The sequence below is a fragment of the Arthrobacter sp. 05T420 genome (assembly GCF_056396305.1).
In genome coordinates this window covers 35,712-53,809 of sequence record NZ_JBFTLG010000004.1, presented here as the reverse complement: position 1 = coordinate 53,809, position 18,098 = coordinate 35,712, and the positions used below count along the sequence as shown (strand labels likewise).

16 protein-coding genes are annotated in these 18,098 nt (G+C 64.7%); 7 read left to right on the top strand and 9 right to left on the bottom strand.

Annotated features, from left to right (window positions below; translation table 11 throughout):
• Positions 1–61 precede the first annotated feature (61 nt).
• Positions 62–286 carry a hypothetical protein gene (locus tag AC1DEM_RS05375; RefSeq protein WP_476883662.1) on the bottom strand — a complete coding sequence of 75 codons (225 nt, stop codon included), beginning with the start codon at positions 284–286 and terminating at the stop codon, positions 62–64.
• Between AC1DEM_RS05375 and AC1DEM_RS05370 the strand changes: the two genes are divergently transcribed.
• Positions 179–574 carry a VOC family protein gene (locus AC1DEM_RS05370; protein ID WP_476883655.1) on the top strand — a complete coding sequence of 132 codons (396 nt, stop codon included), beginning with the start codon at positions 179–181 and terminating at the stop codon, positions 572–574. The genes AC1DEM_RS05375 and AC1DEM_RS05370 overlap by 108 nt on opposite strands.
• A 190-nt stretch (positions 575–764) precedes the next feature.
• The gene (locus AC1DEM_RS05365; RefSeq protein WP_476883480.1) at positions 765–1,313 is read left to right on the top strand and encodes a putative immunity protein; all 549 of its coding nucleotides are present in this window, start codon (positions 765–767) and stop codon (positions 1,311–1,313) included.
• A gap of 3 nt (positions 1,314–1,316) precedes the next feature.
• On the opposite strand, the gene AC1DEM_RS05360 is transcribed toward AC1DEM_RS05365, so the two are convergent.
• The 7 genes from AC1DEM_RS05360 to AC1DEM_RS05330 form a co-directional block, all read right to left on the bottom strand.
• Positions 1,317–1,664, bottom strand: coding sequence for a UBP-type zinc finger domain-containing protein (locus AC1DEM_RS05360; RefSeq protein WP_476883654.1), 348 nt, complete (start codon positions 1,662–1,664; stop codon positions 1,317–1,319).
• A 220-nt stretch (positions 1,665–1,884) separates the two neighbouring features.
• Positions 1,885–3,555, bottom strand: coding sequence for an FAD-dependent oxidoreductase (locus AC1DEM_RS05355; protein WP_476883479.1), 1,671 nt, complete (start codon positions 3,553–3,555; stop codon positions 1,885–1,887).
• 285 nt (positions 3,556–3,840) lie between these two features.
• On the bottom strand, positions 3,841–4,365 hold the full coding sequence (locus AC1DEM_RS05350) for an MFS transporter (RefSeq protein ID WP_476883478.1): 525 nt from the start codon (positions 4,363–4,365) through the stop codon (positions 3,841–3,843).
• Between the two features lie 122 nt (positions 4,366–4,487).
• The gene (locus AC1DEM_RS05345) at positions 4,488–6,080 is read right to left on the bottom strand and encodes a hypothetical protein (RefSeq protein ID WP_476883477.1); all 1,593 of its coding nucleotides are present in this window, start codon (positions 6,078–6,080) and stop codon (positions 4,488–4,490) included.
• A gap of 4 nt (positions 6,081–6,084) precedes the next feature.
• Positions 6,085–8,835, bottom strand: a complete 2,751-nt coding sequence (locus AC1DEM_RS05340; protein WP_476883476.1) for an MGH1-like glycoside hydrolase domain-containing protein — start codon at positions 8,833–8,835, stop codon at positions 6,085–6,087.
• Positions 8,836–9,694: 859 nt separating this feature from the next.
• Positions 9,695–10,381, bottom strand: a complete 687-nt coding sequence (locus tag AC1DEM_RS05335; RefSeq protein WP_476883475.1) for a TM2 domain-containing protein — start codon at positions 10,379–10,381, stop codon at positions 9,695–9,697.
• A 299-nt stretch (positions 10,382–10,680) separates the two neighbouring features.
• Entirely contained in the window at positions 10,681–10,890 is a 210-nt protein-coding gene (locus tag AC1DEM_RS05330) for a hypothetical protein (protein WP_476883474.1), read from the bottom strand.
• 350 nt (positions 10,891–11,240) lie between these two features.
• Between AC1DEM_RS05330 and AC1DEM_RS05325 the strand changes: the two genes are divergently transcribed.
• The 5 genes from AC1DEM_RS05325 (at position 11,241) to AC1DEM_RS05305 (ending at position 17,223) form a co-directional block, all read left to right on the top strand.
• Positions 11,241–12,371 (top strand): alkaline phosphatase family protein, encoded by a 1,131-nt coding sequence (locus AC1DEM_RS05325; protein WP_476883473.1) that lies wholly within the window; start codon positions 11,241–11,243, stop codon positions 12,369–12,371.
• Between the two features lie 137 nt (positions 12,372–12,508).
• The gene (locus AC1DEM_RS05320) at positions 12,509–13,795 is read left to right on the top strand and encodes an APC family permease (RefSeq protein ID WP_476883472.1); all 1,287 of its coding nucleotides are present in this window, start codon (positions 12,509–12,511) and stop codon (positions 13,793–13,795) included.
• A 192-nt stretch (positions 13,796–13,987) separates the two neighbouring features.
• Positions 13,988–15,430 (top strand): glutamate/gamma-aminobutyrate antiporter GadC, encoded by a 1,443-nt coding sequence (gene gadC, locus AC1DEM_RS05315; protein WP_476883471.1) that lies wholly within the window; start codon positions 13,988–13,990, stop codon positions 15,428–15,430.
• The gene (locus AC1DEM_RS05310; protein ID WP_476883470.1) at positions 15,427–15,873 is read left to right on the top strand and encodes a hypothetical protein; all 447 of its coding nucleotides are present in this window, start codon (positions 15,427–15,429) and stop codon (positions 15,871–15,873) included. Before gadC ends, AC1DEM_RS05310 begins: the two co-directional genes overlap by 4 nt.
• Before the next feature lie 3 nt (positions 15,874–15,876).
• Positions 15,877–17,223 (top strand): M20/M25/M40 family metallo-hydrolase, encoded by a 1,347-nt coding sequence (locus AC1DEM_RS05305; RefSeq protein WP_476883469.1) that lies wholly within the window; start codon positions 15,877–15,879, stop codon positions 17,221–17,223.
• Positions 17,224–17,461: 238 nt separating this feature from the next.
• Here AC1DEM_RS05305 and AC1DEM_RS05300 read toward each other — a convergent pair whose 3' ends face one another.
• Positions 17,462–17,956, bottom strand: a complete 495-nt coding sequence (locus tag AC1DEM_RS05300) for a DUF1801 domain-containing protein (RefSeq protein WP_476883468.1) — start codon at positions 17,954–17,956, stop codon at positions 17,462–17,464.
• Positions 17,957–18,098 lie beyond the last annotated feature (142 nt).

Here is an 18,098-nt window from a genome sequence, read left to right as displayed (position 1 = left end):
ATTGCGACTTGCATGCGGTCGTGTGGGGATTCTGGGGATCGTAGCACGTGATAGCCGACCCCTAAAGGGGAATGACCACGCCTCGAGCAAGCATGGTGGACAGGGCGGACGCGACCTCAGAGGTCATTCGAAAGAGTGCATCGCTAAACTTGAGAACGTCGGCATCGCCGTTCGCGACATCGAAGCAACGATCGCCTTTTTCACCGACCTCGGTCTCACTGTCGTCGGCCGAGACACGGTCAGTGGTGAGTGGACCGACACTGCCGTGGGCCTTGATGGCAACCATGCCAAAATTGCGATGCTCCAGACACCAGACGGTCACGGCCGCCTTGAGCTCTTCGAGTACATCCACCCCGAAGCAATTGAGTCGAGCCCCACTCGTCCCAACGAGATTGGCATGCACCGCGTCGCCTTCTCAGTCGATGACATTGACGAAGCCCTTGAGATCGCCGCGAGGCACGGCTGCCGGCCGCTACGCGGCGTGGCGACCTACGAGGACGTCTACAAACTCACGTACGTTCGTGGTCCCAGCGGCATCCTCGTGATGCTCGCCGAAGAACTGAAGAACGACTGACACCCGGATCAGCCCAATTAGCCTGTGGTGCTAGGCCTCAGGCCGTAAGGCCACTACTTTTCGACTCAGCCATGGACGGTCTTCCAGGCAAGGGCCAGCTCATCGCTCCATGGCGGCGTTCCCCGGCGCTGCGTGTCACGCCTGGCGTCGCGTGCGAGACCGGTCCGCGAGCCCTGTGTACGGTATTGATATGGCTTCTCCGCAGACGCTAAGCGAAACCGAGCGCCGCCTCCTCGCGGTTTGGGCCGCAGACTGCGCTGAGCGAGTCGTGGCCTTATTTGAGGCAGAGGCGCCGGCAGACGGTCGCCCCCGCGACGCCATCGCCCGGGCCCGGGCCTTCGCTCGCGGTGAGCTCAGTGCCGCGGAAGAGATTCGGCGGCGGTTTGTTGCTGGCCGTGCGGCGCGCGAGGTAAATGGCCCCGCGGCGGTGGCTGCCGCCCGGTCTGCCACGCAAGCCGCAGCCGTCGCCCACATGGGAGCGCACGCCTTGGGGGCAGCCGCATATGCCGCGAAGGCGGCCGGACTGGCGGCGCCCGATGGGCCTCAGACGGTCGACGACGAGGTCCACTGGCAACTCGAGCACATGACCGCAGAAACCCGGTCCGCGCTCCGGCGCTTGCCACCGCTGGGGGAGAATTCCGCCGGTCCGCTGGGGCCAGGGCTGCTCGCGTCCGGAATCCTCGCCTCAGTCATCCGCGCCATCCAGGCCGACTTGGCTCGCCCCGACCAGCCTGCCTAGGTGTCAATGCAACTGGTCCTCCCAGTCGCTGGGCACCCGCGAGGCCGGTCCAGGGACTGTCTGGTCCGCCGGATGTTGTGCCGGTGGCGCCAGTTCCGGCCCGACGAAATAGGTTGAGCTGCGGTAGTCCCAGAACCAGTCCTCGCCCGGTTCAAAGCTGCGGATGATCGGGTGCCCCGTTGAGCGGGCGTGGGCGGTGGCGTGTTGGGCCGGCGAATTATCGCAGCAGCCGATGTGGCCGCACTGGGCACACCGCCGCAGGTGCAGCCACCAGCCGCCGCCGGCTTCGCATTCAACGCAGCCCGTCCCGCTGGGCGGGACCGAAACATCGAGGCCGGGGGCATCGCCCATGGCCGCCTCCTCATCCGGGTATGCGTGGATCACGCCCAACTTTACGCCGGACGGCGCGCCCAAGGGAGAGGTAAATCCTTGGATGACGGGCCGGGCATAAGCCGCAACCTGTCGGGATTCGTCTCGCGCGCAGCGCGGTCCAGCGGTCGCTCGCGACAACGGAAGTCTGGTGGGATTGACGTACCACGGGTCCTTTACCGATTCTCGATTTGGTTCATGGCTAAACGTGGAATCCTATTGAGGCATGGACTGATTGGACGGCGCTCGCTCCCTCTCCGACTGCCGCGGCGACGCGCTTCATTGAGCCCCGGCGGACGTCGCCCGCCGCGAACACCCCCGGGATGCTGGTTTCGAGAGGCAGCGGCCGCCGCCCGAGAGACGACCAGCTTCCACCGAGTTCGGACGGAACCAGGTTCGAGTCGGTAAGGATAAAACCTTCGTCGTCGAGCGCGACTCCATTCAGCCAGGTGGTCGCGGGAACTGCGCCGATGAAGCAGAAGAGGCCTGCGCATTCGATAAGCGTGCGGATCCCCGACTCCCGTTCCGTAATCTCAACAGCAGCGAGATGGGTCTGGCCCCGGAGGGCCGACACCTCAGTCGCGGTGTGGATAGAGACCAGCGGTTCTGCGGCCAGCCGGTCTACGAGATAGCGGGACATGTCAGCCGCGAGATCTGCACCGCGGACCACGAGATGGACGGCGCTTCCGCGCGACGCGAGATACAGCGAAGCCTGACCGGCCGAATTCGCGCCGCCGACAACTGTGACCGGCTTACCGGCACACCACTTGGCTTCGAGTTCAGTTGCAGCGTAGTAGATTCCGGCGCCTTGGAACTTCTCCCAGTGAGCCAGGGGAAGAGACCTGTACCGGGCACCCGTGCAGATGATCACCGCGCGGCTTTCGAGGCTGGTGCCGTCAGTCAGCGCGAGACGGATGACCCCGGTGTCAACGTCGAGGGCTGTGACCCCGCACGGCGCCGAGAGCTGAGCGCCGAACTTCAGCGCCTGCACGATCGCCCTCCCGGTCAGGTCCGTCCCGCTTATGCCGGTGGGGAAACCGAGATAGTTCTCGATTCGTGAACTTGCCGCAGCTTGTCCGCCAGGACCGACCATGTCGAACAAGACAGTTACTAGGCCCTCAGATGCGCCGTAGACAGCAGCGGCAAGTCCCGCCGGGCCTGCGCCAATCACCGCCAGATCCACCTTTTGGTTGGCGGTTCGACGGTATGAGAGGCCGAGTTCGCGGGCCATGATCTCTGCGGTCGCGCGGCGCATCACCTTGTCGGGCGTGATGACGACCGGGAGGTCTCCGGTCTCGACCTGCACGGCCCGCATCAGCGCCTGCCCGGCAATGGAATCGGCCTCAAAATAGAGATGGGCAAGCCGTAACCGCGACGCGAATGTCCGGAGTTCCAGTGAAGCTGCGGACAGACGGCTCCCCACTATCTCGACGACTCGGGCAGCTGAGTTACTCCGAAGGAGTTCTCTCCGAGCGAGAAAAGCGCGCAACAGGATATCGGAAAGCTCGGCGTCCTCAGCCATCAGCCGACGAAACTGGGCCGGTGGAATCCTATGAATTCGGCCCGCTTGCACCACCAGCCCAGTCAGGTACACGGCCTGACCGGTGAGCAAGCTCAACTCACCGATGAAACGGCCCGGCCCATGGCTGACCACAACCTCCTCCGGTGCATCGTGGGTGGCGGCACGGACCAGATCCACCGCTCCCCGTTCAATGACGATGAGATCGTAGGTCTCGTCGCCTGCCCGGAACACGGTGTCGCCGACGGCAACGTCCTGCACGACGGCGTAACTCCGGAGGCGTCTGATCTGCTCGGCTGAAAGGACCGGGAAGGCGACCCCTGCGGTCGCGTCGACCGGGGTTTCTTTGGGCATCGGAAAACCATTCTCACCGGCCGGGACTTTTTGTCCTTGACCTTCGTCCTGGAGCGGGACAAATTGTGGGGTTCCGAGGGCAGGGTCCCCGGTCCGCACACCGGGCCTAAACCGCCGTCCCCTCACATTGACTTTGTTGTGACGTGATCGGAGATCGCTATCTCCGAACCGGCGTCGCCCATTCGGACGAGGTGATCCCACCGTCCCTTCTACACTCAACCTCGAGCTCGCAGACATTCAGGGCCGAAAGTCCTATTGAACGTGCGTGCACGCCCGAGGCCAGCCTCAGTCTCCCGCGTGCCTAGCTGTGTGTCGGACGGCGGCTTCACCTGGCACCCCTAGCCCACGGCGGGCGCAGATGGAATACAGCCCCAGCACCGCGCCCCAGGCTGGCTCAACTCCCCTACTCCCCTGGGTAACCCATTGCGGATCAGGCCGGATTTTTTCTTGCGGCAACCATTCCGGTTCCAGAATCGAGTTGCCGAGGATCAGCACGAACAGGTTCGGCGCCACCGCACTCGTCACCGCCCCGACCCCGTACAGCGAGAGTCCTACGATGAAGAGTCTTTTGCGGCCCCAGATGTCGGTCAGTTTGCCGCCCGGAATCATCAGCGCCGCCATGACCAGCAAGAAAATCGTGATGGCTGTTTGGATTCCCCTGACGGAGGTGTTGAGATCCTCGCTCATGTCGTTGATCATCACGTTCATGTTCGAACCCGCGAAGCTGCAGATGAACTGCGCCAGTGCGAGCGGCACCAGCACCCTGCGCAGCTCCCGCTTCGTCCGGGCTGTGACGACGTTTCCGGCCATTCCGAGATCCTTTCCTGGTCTCCGCGATGCCTCCGACAGCGGGCAGTCGGAGCGCTGGAGTGCGAGGCTGGCGATCGTCGACTCTCACCGGACGGCACGACGGCGGTCGCCCCGGGGCACCGTCAGGCGTGGTCAGGGCTTTCCGGGGACCGGTCGAGGCGGAGCAAATGCCATTGCCATGCGTCTAGTCCGACGAACAGCCCCTCGACCAGATCGTCACCCGCACGGTCGAAACTCATATCCCGGGTCGGGTCGGTCAGCTGCCACCGGTGACCGCGCAGGTCCGGCCACGGCGCTCTCACATGACCTTTTGCCGGTGCATCGCTCAGATTCACGACGATCAGCCACCGAGTGGCACCGTCCCAGCTCCAGGCGACGAGATGTTCGAAGCTGTTGTCCCCCGGCCACCCCGACCGTTCACACAATTGCCAGCGCCCGTCCCGAAAGGTCGGCTCGGCGACAGCCGCCAAGAGCCGGCGGTAAAAGGCCGCCAACTGGTCATCGATCGCCTCGGCGGGGAAACGACCGAGGAACACCGGAAGGCGTACCCGCCACCCCTGCAACTGGCCGTGGTGAATGAGCCGGGCACCGGTCTGGGTCAGTGCCGTCACCGCCGCCGCCTCTCGACGGCCGGCGGTGAACGCCGTCGCGGCCCGAGGCTCGTCGTGATTCTCCACGAACCGAACAAGGGCGTTCTGATACTCGGGCTCTGCCATCAGGTGTAGCCGCACCTCGTCGGCACTACCGCCGAGAAGGCGGTCATACAGACGTTTGTCGTAGCAGTAGTCGAAGCCCTGCTGCATGAGGGACCACTCAAGATCCCAATAGGCTTCGGCGATGAATACGAAACCGGGGTGGGTTTCACGAACGGCGGTGATCACAGTCGGCCAGTACTCCGTGCTCGGTGCAGGACCGACCCGGGAACCCCAGGTGCGGGCGAAAACGTCGTTCATGACCAACATCGCCATATCGCACCGCGCCCCGTCGCACTGATCGGCGATCGACCTCACCGTATCCACCGCCGCCGATCGCAAGGCCGGGTCGAACGCGTTGAGCTGAACGACGTCGGGCCACGCCGGGAAGTAGGGGTCCCGCCCGTTGGCGAGCACCCGGCCGCCGACCTCGACGAAGGACGCCGGATCCAGGTCCCGGTCCGCGGCGGTCCCCTGTACGAACAGCTCGGGATCCCCCGTGGTCCACGGATGATCCGGCGCGACATGGTTGGGAATGAAATCCAGGATCAACCTGAGACCTCGCACTGCCAGCGCTTCCCGGGCGGCGGCAAGCCCGGCAGTGCCACCCAGGCGGTCATCGACCACATAGTCCCTGACGCAGTAAGGCGACCCGACAACATCCTCGGCACGCCAATCGGGAAGAGCGGCCTGGAAATCAGCCCGCAAGGCGGGATTTGCCAATGCGATTCCGATGCCGGCGGGGCTGCGCCGCCAGACCCCCATCAACCAAACCGAATCGAAACCCAGACCGGCGATCTCGTCCCAGTGTCGTCCCGGGACGGAGCCCAACTCGATTCGCCGGCCTTCCTCGGTGCTGATTGATTCAATCCATGCCCAGGTGTTGATCTCGTAGATATAAGGGTGAGCCACCGGCGGCGACAGGCCGGGTGCTCGGGTCGCCGCCACCAACTCGTCCGTCACGGCACCGTCGCCCCCCATGGCTCTCCGGAAACGGCCTTGTCCCTCGGTGTTGTCTGACATTGGTTCACGGCTCCGTTTCCGGCGGTCCTGTGGTGGTGGTCGCCTCCGGATTCTCCCCGAACACCAACCGATGGCTCTGGCGGGGTGGGTCGAGGAGGAGGTCCGCGACCAAGGCGGTCCATCCGGTCTGGTGCATGGCGCCGAGTCCGGCCCCATTGTCGCCGTGGAAGTACTCGAAGAACAGCAGGTTGTCCTTCCACGCGGGATCATTCTGGAGCAGGTCGACGCCCCCATAGACCGCTCTGCGTCCGTCCGGTCCGGGGAGCCAAATGCCCACCAGCCGATCGGCGAGGTCGCCGGCAATCTCCCGCAGGGTCAGGTGGTGACCAGACCGGGTGGGGTATTCGACGGTGAAGTCGGGGCCGAAGAACTGGTCGTACTGCAGCAGGGCCCGGATGATGAGGTAGTTGACCGGCAACCACACCGGCCCCCGCCAGTTGGAATTGCCGCCGTACATCGCGGTCCGCGATTCGGCCGGTTCGTACTGGATCGCGGCGGTGGGCAGCCCCGGAACCGTGTAGGGGGTGTTGTGCCGCTTGGAGATCGATCGCAGCCCGTAGGGAGACAAGAACGCCTCCTCGTCGAACAGGGTACCGAACAGCCGGGCGAGTTTGTCCATCGTGACGACCGACAGCAACGTCCGCCGGGAGTCCCCGGTGCCACGGACCCGCCAATCGAGGATCTCGTGCCGATCGGTCCGTTCCAACCGGCGGGCGAACCGCTTCCGCAACCGGCTGATCCGCTCTGTGTTCTGGGTGGGGACCGCGACCGCGGGCAGCGCCGGAATCAGCCCGACGAGGGTCTGCACCTTGATCGGGACGCCAGTCCCGGAGGGGTCGGTGAGCCGGTCGTAGAAAAAACCGTCCTCGGTGTCATAGCAGCCTGAATCCTCCAGCGCGTCCATGATCAGCACGGTCTGTTCCAGGAATTTCACGACCATGTCCTCATAGGCGTCGTCGTGTTCGGCGAGTTTGGTGGCCAGCGTAAGCATGGCCACGGAGTAGTACGCCATCCACGCGGTGCCGTCGGCCTGGTCCAGCCTGAAACCGGGCGGGAGGTGCGAGCGGTCGACGGGGCTGATGTTGTCCAAACCCAAAAAGCCACCACCGAACAGGTTGTTCCCGTCGGGGTCCTGCCGGTTCAGCCACCAGGTGAAATTCAGCAGCAGCTTGTGGAACACCCGTTCCAGGAACTCCAGGTCGGTGCCGCCGTCGATGACGAATACTCTGATGGCGGCCAGCGCATGCACCGGCGGATTGACGTCGTCGAAGCTCCACTCATAAGCCGGGATCGCTCCGTTCGGATGCTGGAACCACTCCCGAAGGAGCACCAACAGCTGGTATTTGGCGAAGGCTGGATCCAGGTGCGCCCAGGTGATGGCGTGAAAGGCCAAGTCCCAAGCCGCGAACCATGGGTACTCCCACGGGTCGGGCATGGCAAGGACGTCGAACGAGTCCAGGTGCCGCCAGCCTGTGTTCCGGCCGTTGCGGTGCCCGGGCGGCGGCGCCGGTTCCCCGGAGTCGCCATCCAACCACCGGCTGACCCGGTACGGGTACATTTGCTTGCTCCAGATCAGCCCCGCGCAGGACTGGCGCATCACCCGCATCGGCTCGGCACCGATTTCAGCGGGGGCAATCGCCGCATAGAACTCGTCCGCTTCCCGCTCACGGTCTGTCATGACGTCATCGAAATAAGAGGCGAACCAGCGGTCCGGGGCTTCGGCTTGGTCCGGGACGGGCCGGTGCAACCGCAGCCGCAGCTCGACCCGGCCTCCGCCTGGCACGGCCAGCTGATACCACCAGGCTGCCTTGGTCCCCTGATGTTGCGGATTCACCGTGTCCGCACCGGAGACCACGTGGTCGTTGATGCCGTCCTTCAGATAGGCAGTGACCGGAGCCGCACCGAACAGTCTGGCCGTGTTCGTCTCGTTGTCGCAGAACAACGCCCGCGGCCGCACTCCCTCCTTGGTGGGAGCGGCATCGAGCCGGTAACCGGACAGTCGTGGGTGTTCGACCCCGACACCATCCCCGTCCAGGAACAACGACGACGGCGCCTCCCTGCCCTTGACCCGCCACGTGTTGCGGAACCACAGCGTAGGCAACACCGAAAGCACTGCTTCTCCGGGCGCATGGTTCTCGATGGTGATCCGGGCAAGCACCTCGGTCGGTGAGGCCTTAGCGTACGCGACATCCACTGACCAGTACCGGCCGCCGTCGAAGACACCGGTATCCATCAACTCGAACTCTGGTTCGTCCCGTGAACGACGGGCGTTCTCATCGATCAGCTGCTGATAGGGAAACGTGGCCTGCGGGTAGTGATACCGCCACCGCAGCCATGCATGGCTGGGCAGCGCGTCCAGGTACCACCAGTATTCCTTGACGTCCTCCCCGTGGTTGCCCTGCGGACCAGTCAGCCCAAACATCCGCTCCTTCAGGATCGGATCGGCCCCGTTCCACAGCGCCAACCCCAGGCACAGGTCGTGGTGAATATCGGACAGCCCCGCCATGCCGTCCTCGTTCCACCGGAACGCACGGGACCGGGCGTGATCATGCGGAAAATAATCCCACGCGTCGCCATTGTCGCTGTAGTCCTCCCGCACGGTACCCCAGGCCCGCTCCGACAGGTACGGCCCCCACTCGTACCAGGGATTCGCCTCGAACAGGACATCCTCCGCCGCTCCCGTGGCGTCGGCCAGCCGGGCATGTTCAGCGGTCACACCCCGAGGCGCCGCGGGCGGAACCGTGTCGTCGGTCATGACGTCCTCCTACGAAGCGCTGACAGCCGAAACTCTCAAGACAGGCCCGATTCGTAACCACTACCTTGGTCGTCGTCGAACTTCAACGACGCCATGCACCGCGCCAGGTATGCCCAATTAGCCCGATATTATCAATCGGCGCATCGCCTCGGTCGCCCCGGAGCAACAATTCACCTGCCGTTCACGTCTTCGAATCTGGTCCGACAGGATGAGGACCGACGGATGCTTGAAACGCTAGCTCCTGGTCGTTTGGTGGGTCTGGATCTATAGCGCATGGATCCCCAGCCGGGTGCTGATCTGGCTCAGCCTTGCGGCCGTATTTTGGATCCTCGGCGGACTCGCAGCCAGTCCGCGGGCGACTACATCGCCCGATCAGGCAACCCGGTAGCCGTCGCCATCGTGGCCTGCACGTGGGTACAAGTGCCGCTGGTGGTCGGCATTGTCCTGACGGCAGTCGCCGACGCACTTATCGTCGACGCACCGCTCGGGATGGCCTCATTAGCGGCCGTTGCCGTCATCTTCGCGTCGCATCCCTATTCCTCCCCACTTGCGCTTTCATGGTTGACGAACGCCGCACTGCTCTCAGCCGCGGTGTTCGACGTTCGTGCGCCCCGCCAGCCATATCAAACACCGCAGGCAGTCAACCGGTCCCATCATTCGATCCGGAGGCATGCGCCTAACAAGGGGGCTGAAACCCGAGACGGCGCCGGCCTGTGCGTAGCGCGGGGGGCCCCGCCACCCAAGCCTCTGACCCCGCCACCCACGCGACTTCACAGGCCACGTGGCAGCCAGGCCCCGCCCGCGACAACCGTCAAGGGGACCTAACCCGCGGATGGCGTCCCCTGCAGGCACCGTGTCGTTACCCGGGGAGTCGGTATTCCTCGGCCGTAAGGTGCCAGATGGTGCCGGTAGTGCTGACGATGAGTGTGTAAGTCCCCGGCGGCACGGGGACGCCGATCGCCCCGGCGCGGGCCTTGACCAGGGAAAGAATGGTGAGGGCCGGCCCTTTGGCCGGTTGGAGGTAGGCGACGGCCGGCCCGGTAAAAGCGTATTCGATGTGGAGCTTGCCCGTCACGGTCACCACCGGCCCCGGGGGTTTCGTGCCGGAGGCCTCCGCGACGGTGACCCACTCTTTCATCGGTGGCGGCGGGGACGGGTTCAACAGTGCGTTCATGGCGGTGATGGTGGCGGTGATAGTCCCCGCAACGGGGGCCGCGGTGACGTAGGCCGCCGCACTAACAAGGGCGGCTACCACGAGGACCGAGGCCAGCCGCAGGCCGCGGCGCTGGGAGTTGGTCCCCACCAACGGCATGGATGCTCCGTCGGCGGCAAATTCTTTGGTGATCCGGAAGAGGTCAATGAGCCACCAGATGCCGGCCCCGCCGAGTGTCAGTAGCTTCAGGGCGCCGGTGACGGGCTTGCGGAGGTAGAACCGGTCCGCGCCGGAGAAGCCCAGGAACAACGCCAGCAGCCATGCGGTGCGTAGGGACCGCCGCGGCGGGAGGTCGCTTTCAAAGAAGAGCCCGTATTGCTCGGTCAGGGGCACATTTCGATTCTCGAACCGCCCGAACTGGATGTCCACGGTCTTTCGGCCCGGGCGGCGCAGGACAGGAGGGCGCCCCGGCGCTGGGTTCGGGCGGGCGCCATGCGTCCCTATTTGTGCCCAAGGCGCCTCGCCGCTCAACGCCCGGAGGAAGGCCACGCATACACGCAGAAAATCCATCAGAAAATGTCCCGAAGTTTTCCCGGAACTCATTTTGCCTTCCCTGTTTTCAAGTGGAACGGCTAGGGCGGCCTGATGCGGGGCGTAAGGCTAAGTGCGTTCCGCCCGGAAGATTCCCGGTCTTAGCACCTGGCCGCCGTTTGGAGGTCGCTGACCGCGGCCTGGACGTTGGCTGCGTCATCGCGCAGGGAGTTGACCGCCTGGGTCAGGGTGGCGTCGTCAGGAACAGCCTTGACGGCTCGGACGAACTTGTCTTCGGCCGCTTTAACCGCGTCCACCTCGTCCTTGGCGACGTCCTGGCTCGCCTTAATCAGATCGTCATAGGTCTTCACGACCTGATCCCGTGCAGAATCGAGCTGACCCACCGTGACACCGGGCTTAAGCGTCTGCTTGAAATTGGTACACCGAGGGGTCCGCGGCCCTTGCCATCTTTTGGAAACTGCTTTGGGCCTGAGGCTAAGGCTGTGCCGCGAACCTGATCGGAGAGGTTGGCGGGACGCGAATTCTGGGCCTCGCGGAGTATCCTGAACGTCCTCATGGGAAAGACATGTTTGGTGCCACGATCACCACCGCGACCAGACCAATCAGCCTCGTGGTTTCAGCGCAGTCGAGCGGTTCTCACTCTCTCGTTTTGTCCGACGATTCTCGGGGCAAGCAGGAGGGCAGAAAGAAAGGCGGACGGATGAGCCGGAATGCCGGAAAATTCCCGGGACTGAACCGCGCGGCACGACCCGCGGCGCTGCTCCTTACGGCGATCCTCGCCGTCGCGGCAACGGGGTGTGAGCCCTCGCCGCCGGCGGGCGGACCATCTCCGGGTCAGAGCCAGACAACGGCCCAATCCCCGCAGGCCTCGGGTAGGCCCGGTCACGTCTTCGTGATCAATCTGGAGAACCACGACTACGACGAGGTCTGGGGCGCCGAGTCGGCGGCCCCCTATTTATCGAAGACCCTGCGCGCGCAGGGCGTGCTGCTCTCCCAGTACTACGGGATAGACCACAACTCCCTCCCCGACTACCTGGCCCAGATTTCGGGGCAGGGCTCGAACATCATGACGCGCGCCGATTGCCCGGTATACGCCCGGTTCAGACAAACCGGAACATCCGAGCCGGGCCAGGTGCAGGGTTTCGGCTGCGTTTACCCGGCCTCGGTTCCCACCCTTGCAGGCCAGCTCACTGCCGCCGGTAAGACCTGGAAAGGCTACATGGAGGACATGGGTGCTCCCTGCCAGCATCCCGAGCCCGGCTCGAAGGACGATCATCATAAGGCGAAGGAGGGCGACCAATACGCGACGCGCCACAACCCGTTCGTATACTTTGAGGAGATCACGTCGTCCCCGGACTGCCAGAACAACGTGGTGGACTACACCCACTTCGCTGAAGACCTGAAGTCCACGGACACGACACCGAACCTTGCCTACATCACCCCCAACCTGTGCAACGACGGGCACGACAGCCCCTGCGTCGACGGCAGCCCGGGCGGCCTCGAAAGCGCCGACAGCTGGCTGCAGCAGCAGGTCCCCGCCATCCTGGACTCCCCGGCCTACAAACACGACGGGGTGCTGGTCATCACCTTCGACGAATCCGAAAACAAGACCTCAGCTCCGTCGGAGGGGGTCCCCGGAGGCACGGCGGGCGGGCGCGTCGGCGCTCTGGTGATCTCCCCGTTCACCAAAGGCGGGACGACGTCGGACACGATGTACAACCACTACAGCCTGCTCGCCAGCATCGAGGACATCTTTTCCGTACCCCGACTTGGATACGCGGGGGCGCCGGGCCTGAACAGTTTCGGCCCGGACGTCTTTAACGCCCGGTGACCGCCCGCTAACCGGAGGGGCCCGGGTTGTGCGTCGGGTGCCACATCCAGCCATTTGACCTGTTCCGCAGACCGGAGGCGCGGTGGTAGCCTCCATGCGAGGCCGCTCACAAGGCCCGACGACGGGGAGGTGCGCCGGTGTCGACAACGGTTCCGAAGAAGCAGATGACCGTCGTTCAAGCGGCCTTCATCGGGGTGGGGTCGATGGTGGGCGCGGGAATTTTCGCGCTGCTGGGAGCAGCCGGCGCCGTCGCCGGATCCGCAGTGTGGGTGTCCTTTCTGGTTGCGGGCGTCATCGCCGGTCTTCAGGGCTACTCGTTTGCGAAGCTGGGCGCCACGTATCCTTCCGGCGGCGGCATGCTCGCGTATCTGGCCCGCGGCTTCGGGGAGGGGCACGTCACCGGGATCGTTTCGTGGCTGTTCTATATGACCGGTGCGATCGTCGGGGCCATGGTGGCGTCGTCCTTCGGCGGGTATGCCAGCGCAGTCTTGGCCGGCCGCGACCCGACCTGGGCCAAAATATTCGCAGTCTCGCTCATTGTGGTCATGGCCTTCCTGAACGCTGTCGGCTCCACTGCGGTCGCAAGAGTGCAGTCCCTGATCGTAAAGGTGGTCCTGGCCATCCTGTCTGTGTTCGCGATCGTCACGATCGTGAATTGGAACCCCGCGCTCCTGGACCCAGCCGGCTACCCGAGCGTTCGCGAGATCATCGCTAGCGTTGCCCTGACGTTCTTCGCGTTCCTTGGATTCGGGGTCATCACCTTCACCGCAAAGGATCTGCCCGACCCGTCCCGTCAGCTGCCGCGGGCCATGTACCTGGCACTGGCGATCGCCACGACGGTCTACGTCGCGGTGTCCCTGGGTGTCTTCGGGACCCTGACCGCAGACCAGGTCGTCGCATACGGCACCACCGCTCTGGCCGAGGCGGCCAAGCCCACCCTTGGCCAGTTCGGATTCGTGCTTATGGTGATCACAGCCCTGTTCTCCACTGCCGGGGCCGTGAACGCCAGCCTCTACCCGTCCGTGGGGATGACCCGGCACCTGGCCTCGGTGGGGCAGTTTCCACCGGTGTTCGGTCGCTCTCTGGGCCGCCGGCAGGTGCCAGTCGGGCTGCTGGTGATGGCCGGACTCGCAGCTGTGATGGTGCTGGGCTTCAACCTGAACAGCATCGCGTCGCTCGGAAGCGCGGTTGCCCTGCTCATTTTCTCGGCGGTCACCCTGGCCCACTTCAAGGTCTACCGGGAGACCGGCGCCCTGCTTTTCATGCTCATCATCGCCCTGGTCGCGACCCTGGGAACGTTCGTCGTGTTCTGCACAACTACGCTCGTCAACGAACCCGTCACAGCGGTTGCCCTGGTGGTCATCCTTGCCCTTGCCCTGCTCGCCGATCTGCTCTGGAAGCGCGCTCAAGGCCGGACAAAGTAGCACCCCTCCGACTTGACGTAAAGAGGAGATGGGGACTATTCGCGGAGAATTCCGAGGTCCATGCTGTAGGCACCGAGCACTTTGTGTGATAGGGGGCAGTGGCATGTTCCAACCGTCAACTACTCGCCTCAGGCGGTGTAGCTCCGCCTGGCCCGGAGCACCAACCATGGGGCATCACGGGATGTGGCTCCGGTGAGCGAACAGGCAGTCTCCCGGCCGAAGGCACCCCCGGCCGTGTGGATCTCCTGGGTGGCGCTGGCACTGATGACCACCAGTTCTGTGGCCAGTCTGCGAGCCGCCCCGACTATGGCCGTCTACGGCCTCGCCTCAGTCTTCCTCTACGTGGTACCCGCGATTGTCTTCCTCCTACCCACTTCCCTCGTGTCCGCTGAACTGGCGTCCGGATGGAAGGGCGGCATCTACAACTGGGTGTCGTCCGGGATCTCCAAACCGATGGGCTTCCTGGCGGTGTGGTGCCAGTTCGCGATGACGATCTTCTACTATCCGACCCTTCTGGGATTCGTCGCGAGCACGCTCGCCTACGTCTTCAACCCGGCACTGGCCAGCAGCGGCGTGTGGACGGCCTTAGTGATCGTGGTGTTCTATTGGGCCGGCGTGTACGTCTCTTCCCGCGGTACGAAGGGTGTGGCAGGCCTGGCCGGCGGTGGCCTGATCATCGGCACCCTGATTCCGGGCGCCGTGCTCGTCATTCTGGGCGCGGTCTTCCTCGGCCAGGGCAATCCGTCGGCCGCTCCGATGACCGCGGCGAACTTCTTTCCCGAGTGGGCCGGGCTGGCCAGCCTGGTGCTGATCGTGAACAACTTCCTGTCCTACAGCGGCATGGAGATGAACGCGGTGCACGTGTCCTCGCTCAAGGACCCGTCCAAGGAGTACCCGAAGTCGATGTTTCTGGCCATGGGACTCGTATTGCTGATCTTCATCCTGCCGGCGCTGGCGATCAGCTGGATCGTCCCGGCCGACGAGCTCTCCCTCACGGCCGGTGTCATGCAGGCCTTCGACGCGGTGTTGGCGTCGTTCAACTTGCAAGCCCTCACGCCCCTCTTCGGCATCATGCTGGTCGCTGCCTCCCTCGGCGGCATGCTGACCTGGCTGGCCGGTCCGTCGAAGGGTCTGCTGCTGATCTCGCGTCAGGAAGGCTACCTCCCGCCGTTCCTGCAGAAGCTGAACAAGAACGGCGTCCAGCAGAACCTCCTGGTCGTCCAGGGGCTCGTCACCACCGTGATCGCCCTCGGATACGCGCTGATCCCGGATGTTTCGAGCACGTACTGGATCTTCTCGGTGATCACCACGCAGGTCTATCTGATCATGTACCTGCTGATGTTCATCGCCGCCGTCCGGCTGCGCCGCAATGACCCCGACCACCCGCGCGGCTACCGGGCGCCGATGCTGGTCGGGCTGTGCGGCGTCGGATTCGCGGCCTCCCTGGCCGCCCTTCTCGTCGGGTTCGTCCCGCCGTCGCAATTCGGCAGCGGCGATCCGCTCGTCTATTTCCTGATCGTCGCCGGCGGCGCACTAGGCCTCGGCCTGCTCGTTCCGTTCCTCTTCTATAAGTTGCGCAAGCCCTCCTGGAAGCTGCCTGAACACGAGGCGCAGACGGAGGTGCCGGAGTCATGAGCACCCATCTGGAGTCCTCAACCAAGCGGGGCCGATCGGTCATTTACATCGTCTCCATGATCTTGCTCGTGCTGTTCGCCGTGACTGCCCTGGTGATGTTCCGGCATGCGAGGGAGACCCAGCAGTCCCTTTCGAAGGCCGACCAGCTGATCGCGGAGATCAATGCGGCCGGGGGGACGGCCCCCACGCGCGAACAGATAGCCCGGGTGCTTGGCGACGACGGCGGCGCGGTCTGCGCGAACCCGAACGACGCGCTGAGCCGGGCCATCTTCCACAGCCAGCTGACGAACGGCGCAACCGGGCCCGGAAACAGGCCGGTGATCGCCAACGACCGCGTCGCCAACGGCGAGCTCGCGATCATCAAGATCTACTGCGCGGACAAGTTGGCTGACTTCCAGCAGTTCATCGACGGCCTCAATACCTACAACTCAGGCGGTGGGTGAGCCGTGGACCTACGCTCCCGCATTGCAGATCTGATGGGTCCGGCGCAGGGGGAGCTCGCCGAATTTGTGGACATCCGCTCGGTGGCGGACCCGCGGCAGTTTCCCCCCGAGGAGTGCGAAAGGGCGGCGCACTGGGTGCTCGACAAATTCGCCGAACTTGGATTTGCGGATGCCCACCTCGAGCGGACGCCGGACGGCTCCGACGCCGTGGTCGGATCGAGACCCGGATCCAACCCGGATTCGCCCACTGTGCTCCTCTACGCGCACTATGACGTGCAGCCACCCCTCGATGATGCCGCATGGCGTACCCCTCCCTTCGACCTCACTGAAGTAGACGGCCGCTGGTACGGACGCGGCGCCGCCGACTGCAAGGGCAACATTCTCGCCCAGTTACTCGCACTGCGAGCGCTCGGCGACGACGTGCCGGTGAACCTGAAGCTGGTGGTCGAGGGTTCGGAGGAACAGGGCACTGGGGGGCTCGAGGCGTTCGTGGTGAGCAACCCTGACTTGTTCCGTGCCGACACGATCCTGGTCTGTGACACGGGCAACGCCGCCGTGGGACGTCCCGCGGCGACCGTGACCCTGCGCGGAATGGTCAACGTCGTGGTGACGGTAGAGGCGTTGACATCCGAACTCCATTCCGGGATGTTCGGCGGGGCAGCCCCCGACGCGCTTGCCGCGCTGATCTCGATGCTGGCATCCCTCCGGGACGCACAAGGCAGCACCACTGTCACTGGATTGGACAACACCCAGACCTGGACCGGCGCGCCTTATCCGCCGGAACAGTTCCGCTCCGACTCCGGCGTTCTCGACGGCGTCACACTGTTGGGCGACGGCAGCGTATCCGACATGCTCTGGGCGCGGCCGGCCGTCACCGTGCTGGGCATCGATTGCCCGCCGGTGACGGGTTCGACGGCGGCGATCGTTCCCCGCGCCGCCGCGCGGCTGAACCTGCGCGTCCCGCCAGGCATGGCCGCCGAAGACGCCCACACCGCGTTGGCGGACCATCTCCGGGCCGCCGCACCCTGGGGAGTCCATATCGCTGTGGACCTCGAGGCCATCGGGTCCCCCTTTCAGGCGGCAGTCGGCGGGCCGGCTTTTGACGCCCTGAGTGCTGCAATGCTCGAGGCCTACGGGCAGCCGATGACGACCCTGGGACAAGGGGGATCGATCCCGCTGTGCAACGTGTTCGCCGACACCTATCCCGATGCCGAGATCATCCTGCTCGGAGTCGAGGAACCGCTGGCACTCATCCACGCACCGAACGAGAGTGTCGACCCGGGCGAGATTAGGGCCCTGGCCGAGTCCCTGGCCCTCTTCCTCCAGCGGTACGCCACCCTGCGCGGTTAGGGACTCGAACTGCATTCACTCCCCCGCAAACACACCCTTTTTGTCACCTTTTAGACCTGACCGTTCGGGCAGTCGACGCCCTCGTCAGGCGATCTGCCACCGCGCCGTAATTCCGCAAAGCATCGACCTGGGCACGATCGATGTCACCGTGCTCGATGCGGGACACCCCGTTCTGGCTGACATCCTCACGTGTCATGCGCTTGGCGGCCACCCTTTGCCTCGGCAGCAAGCCTCGAGTTCAACGCTTCTTGCCCCCAACACCCGGCACGGACGCGACTTGCTTCATCCACGCCGCGATCTGGCGCTCGTCGATGTCGTCCAAGGATTCGAGCTCCACACCCCGCGTCGACTTGCCCATCCCGACCGGTGTCACCGGTGGTACAGGCTCGAGTGCCGTGCCATTCACAAACATGAGCTTGACATGGCCAGCAAAACCGCCGCAGCTGAAGCACCACCCATCGCCGACACCGTAGTACGACATGCCCCACTTCACGGAGCGCCGGAGGTCGGGCAGCGTCTTTGCCGCCAGCGCATCGACCGTTTCGGCGATGCCGCGCTGCGGCTGTGGCAGGCTGGCAATATATGCTAAGACCGGTTTGTCGCCGACCGCCGCTTTCGCGGGGCTGGCCCTGCCGGTCATGGCTTCCGGCAGAGTAGTGGCGCCATCGACATGTTCCGCTGTGCGCGTGGCCGGCTTTTCGGCTTCCCCCGTACCGATCTCCCTGCTGGTCATGGAGACGATTATCCCTCACGCAAGGTTTGGCCGATGGGGCACTTGCGTCTGGATGAGCGTCATACAGGCTTTTCCTTCCGGCAGGCGGTTGTCGGGGATATTCTGGGGAAATCAGCAACGCCAGCGAGCCGGTCATCATGGC

Excerpts from the sequence above, each read along its gene's own strand:
- AC1DEM_RS05310 (WP_476883470.1), top strand. The coding sequence starts at position 15,427 with ATGAGCACCCATCTGGAGTCCTCAACCAAGCGGGGCCGATCGGTCATT.
- AC1DEM_RS05375 (WP_476883662.1), bottom strand. The coding sequence starts at position 286 with ATGGTTGCCATCAAGGCCCACGGCAGTGTCGGTCCACTCACCACTGAC.
- AC1DEM_RS05345 (WP_476883477.1), bottom strand. The coding sequence starts at position 6,080 with ATGTCAGACAACACCGAGGGACAAGGCCGTTTCCGGAGAGCCATGGGG.
- AC1DEM_RS05365 (WP_476883480.1), top strand. The coding sequence starts at position 765 with ATGGCTTCTCCGCAGACGCTAAGCGAAACCGAGCGCCGCCTCCTCGCG.
- AC1DEM_RS05360 (WP_476883654.1), bottom strand. The coding sequence starts at position 1,664 with ATGGGCGATGCCCCCGGCCTCGATGTTTCGGTCCCGCCCAGCGGGACG.
- AC1DEM_RS05325 (WP_476883473.1), top strand. The coding sequence starts at position 11,241 with ATGAGCCGGAATGCCGGAAAATTCCCGGGACTGAACCGCGCGGCACGA.
- AC1DEM_RS05300 (WP_476883468.1), bottom strand. The coding sequence starts at position 17,956 with ATGACCAGCAGGGAGATCGGTACGGGGGAAGCCGAAAAGCCGGCCACG.
- AC1DEM_RS05340 (WP_476883476.1), bottom strand. The coding sequence starts at position 8,835 with ATGACCGACGACACGGTTCCGCCCGCGGCGCCTCGGGGTGTGACCGCT.
- AC1DEM_RS05355 (WP_476883479.1), bottom strand. The coding sequence starts at position 3,555 with ATGCCCAAAGAAACCCCGGTCGACGCGACCGCAGGGGTCGCCTTCCCG.
- AC1DEM_RS05350 (WP_476883478.1), bottom strand. The coding sequence starts at position 4,365 with ATGGCCGGAAACGTCGTCACAGCCCGGACGAAGCGGGAGCTGCGCAGG.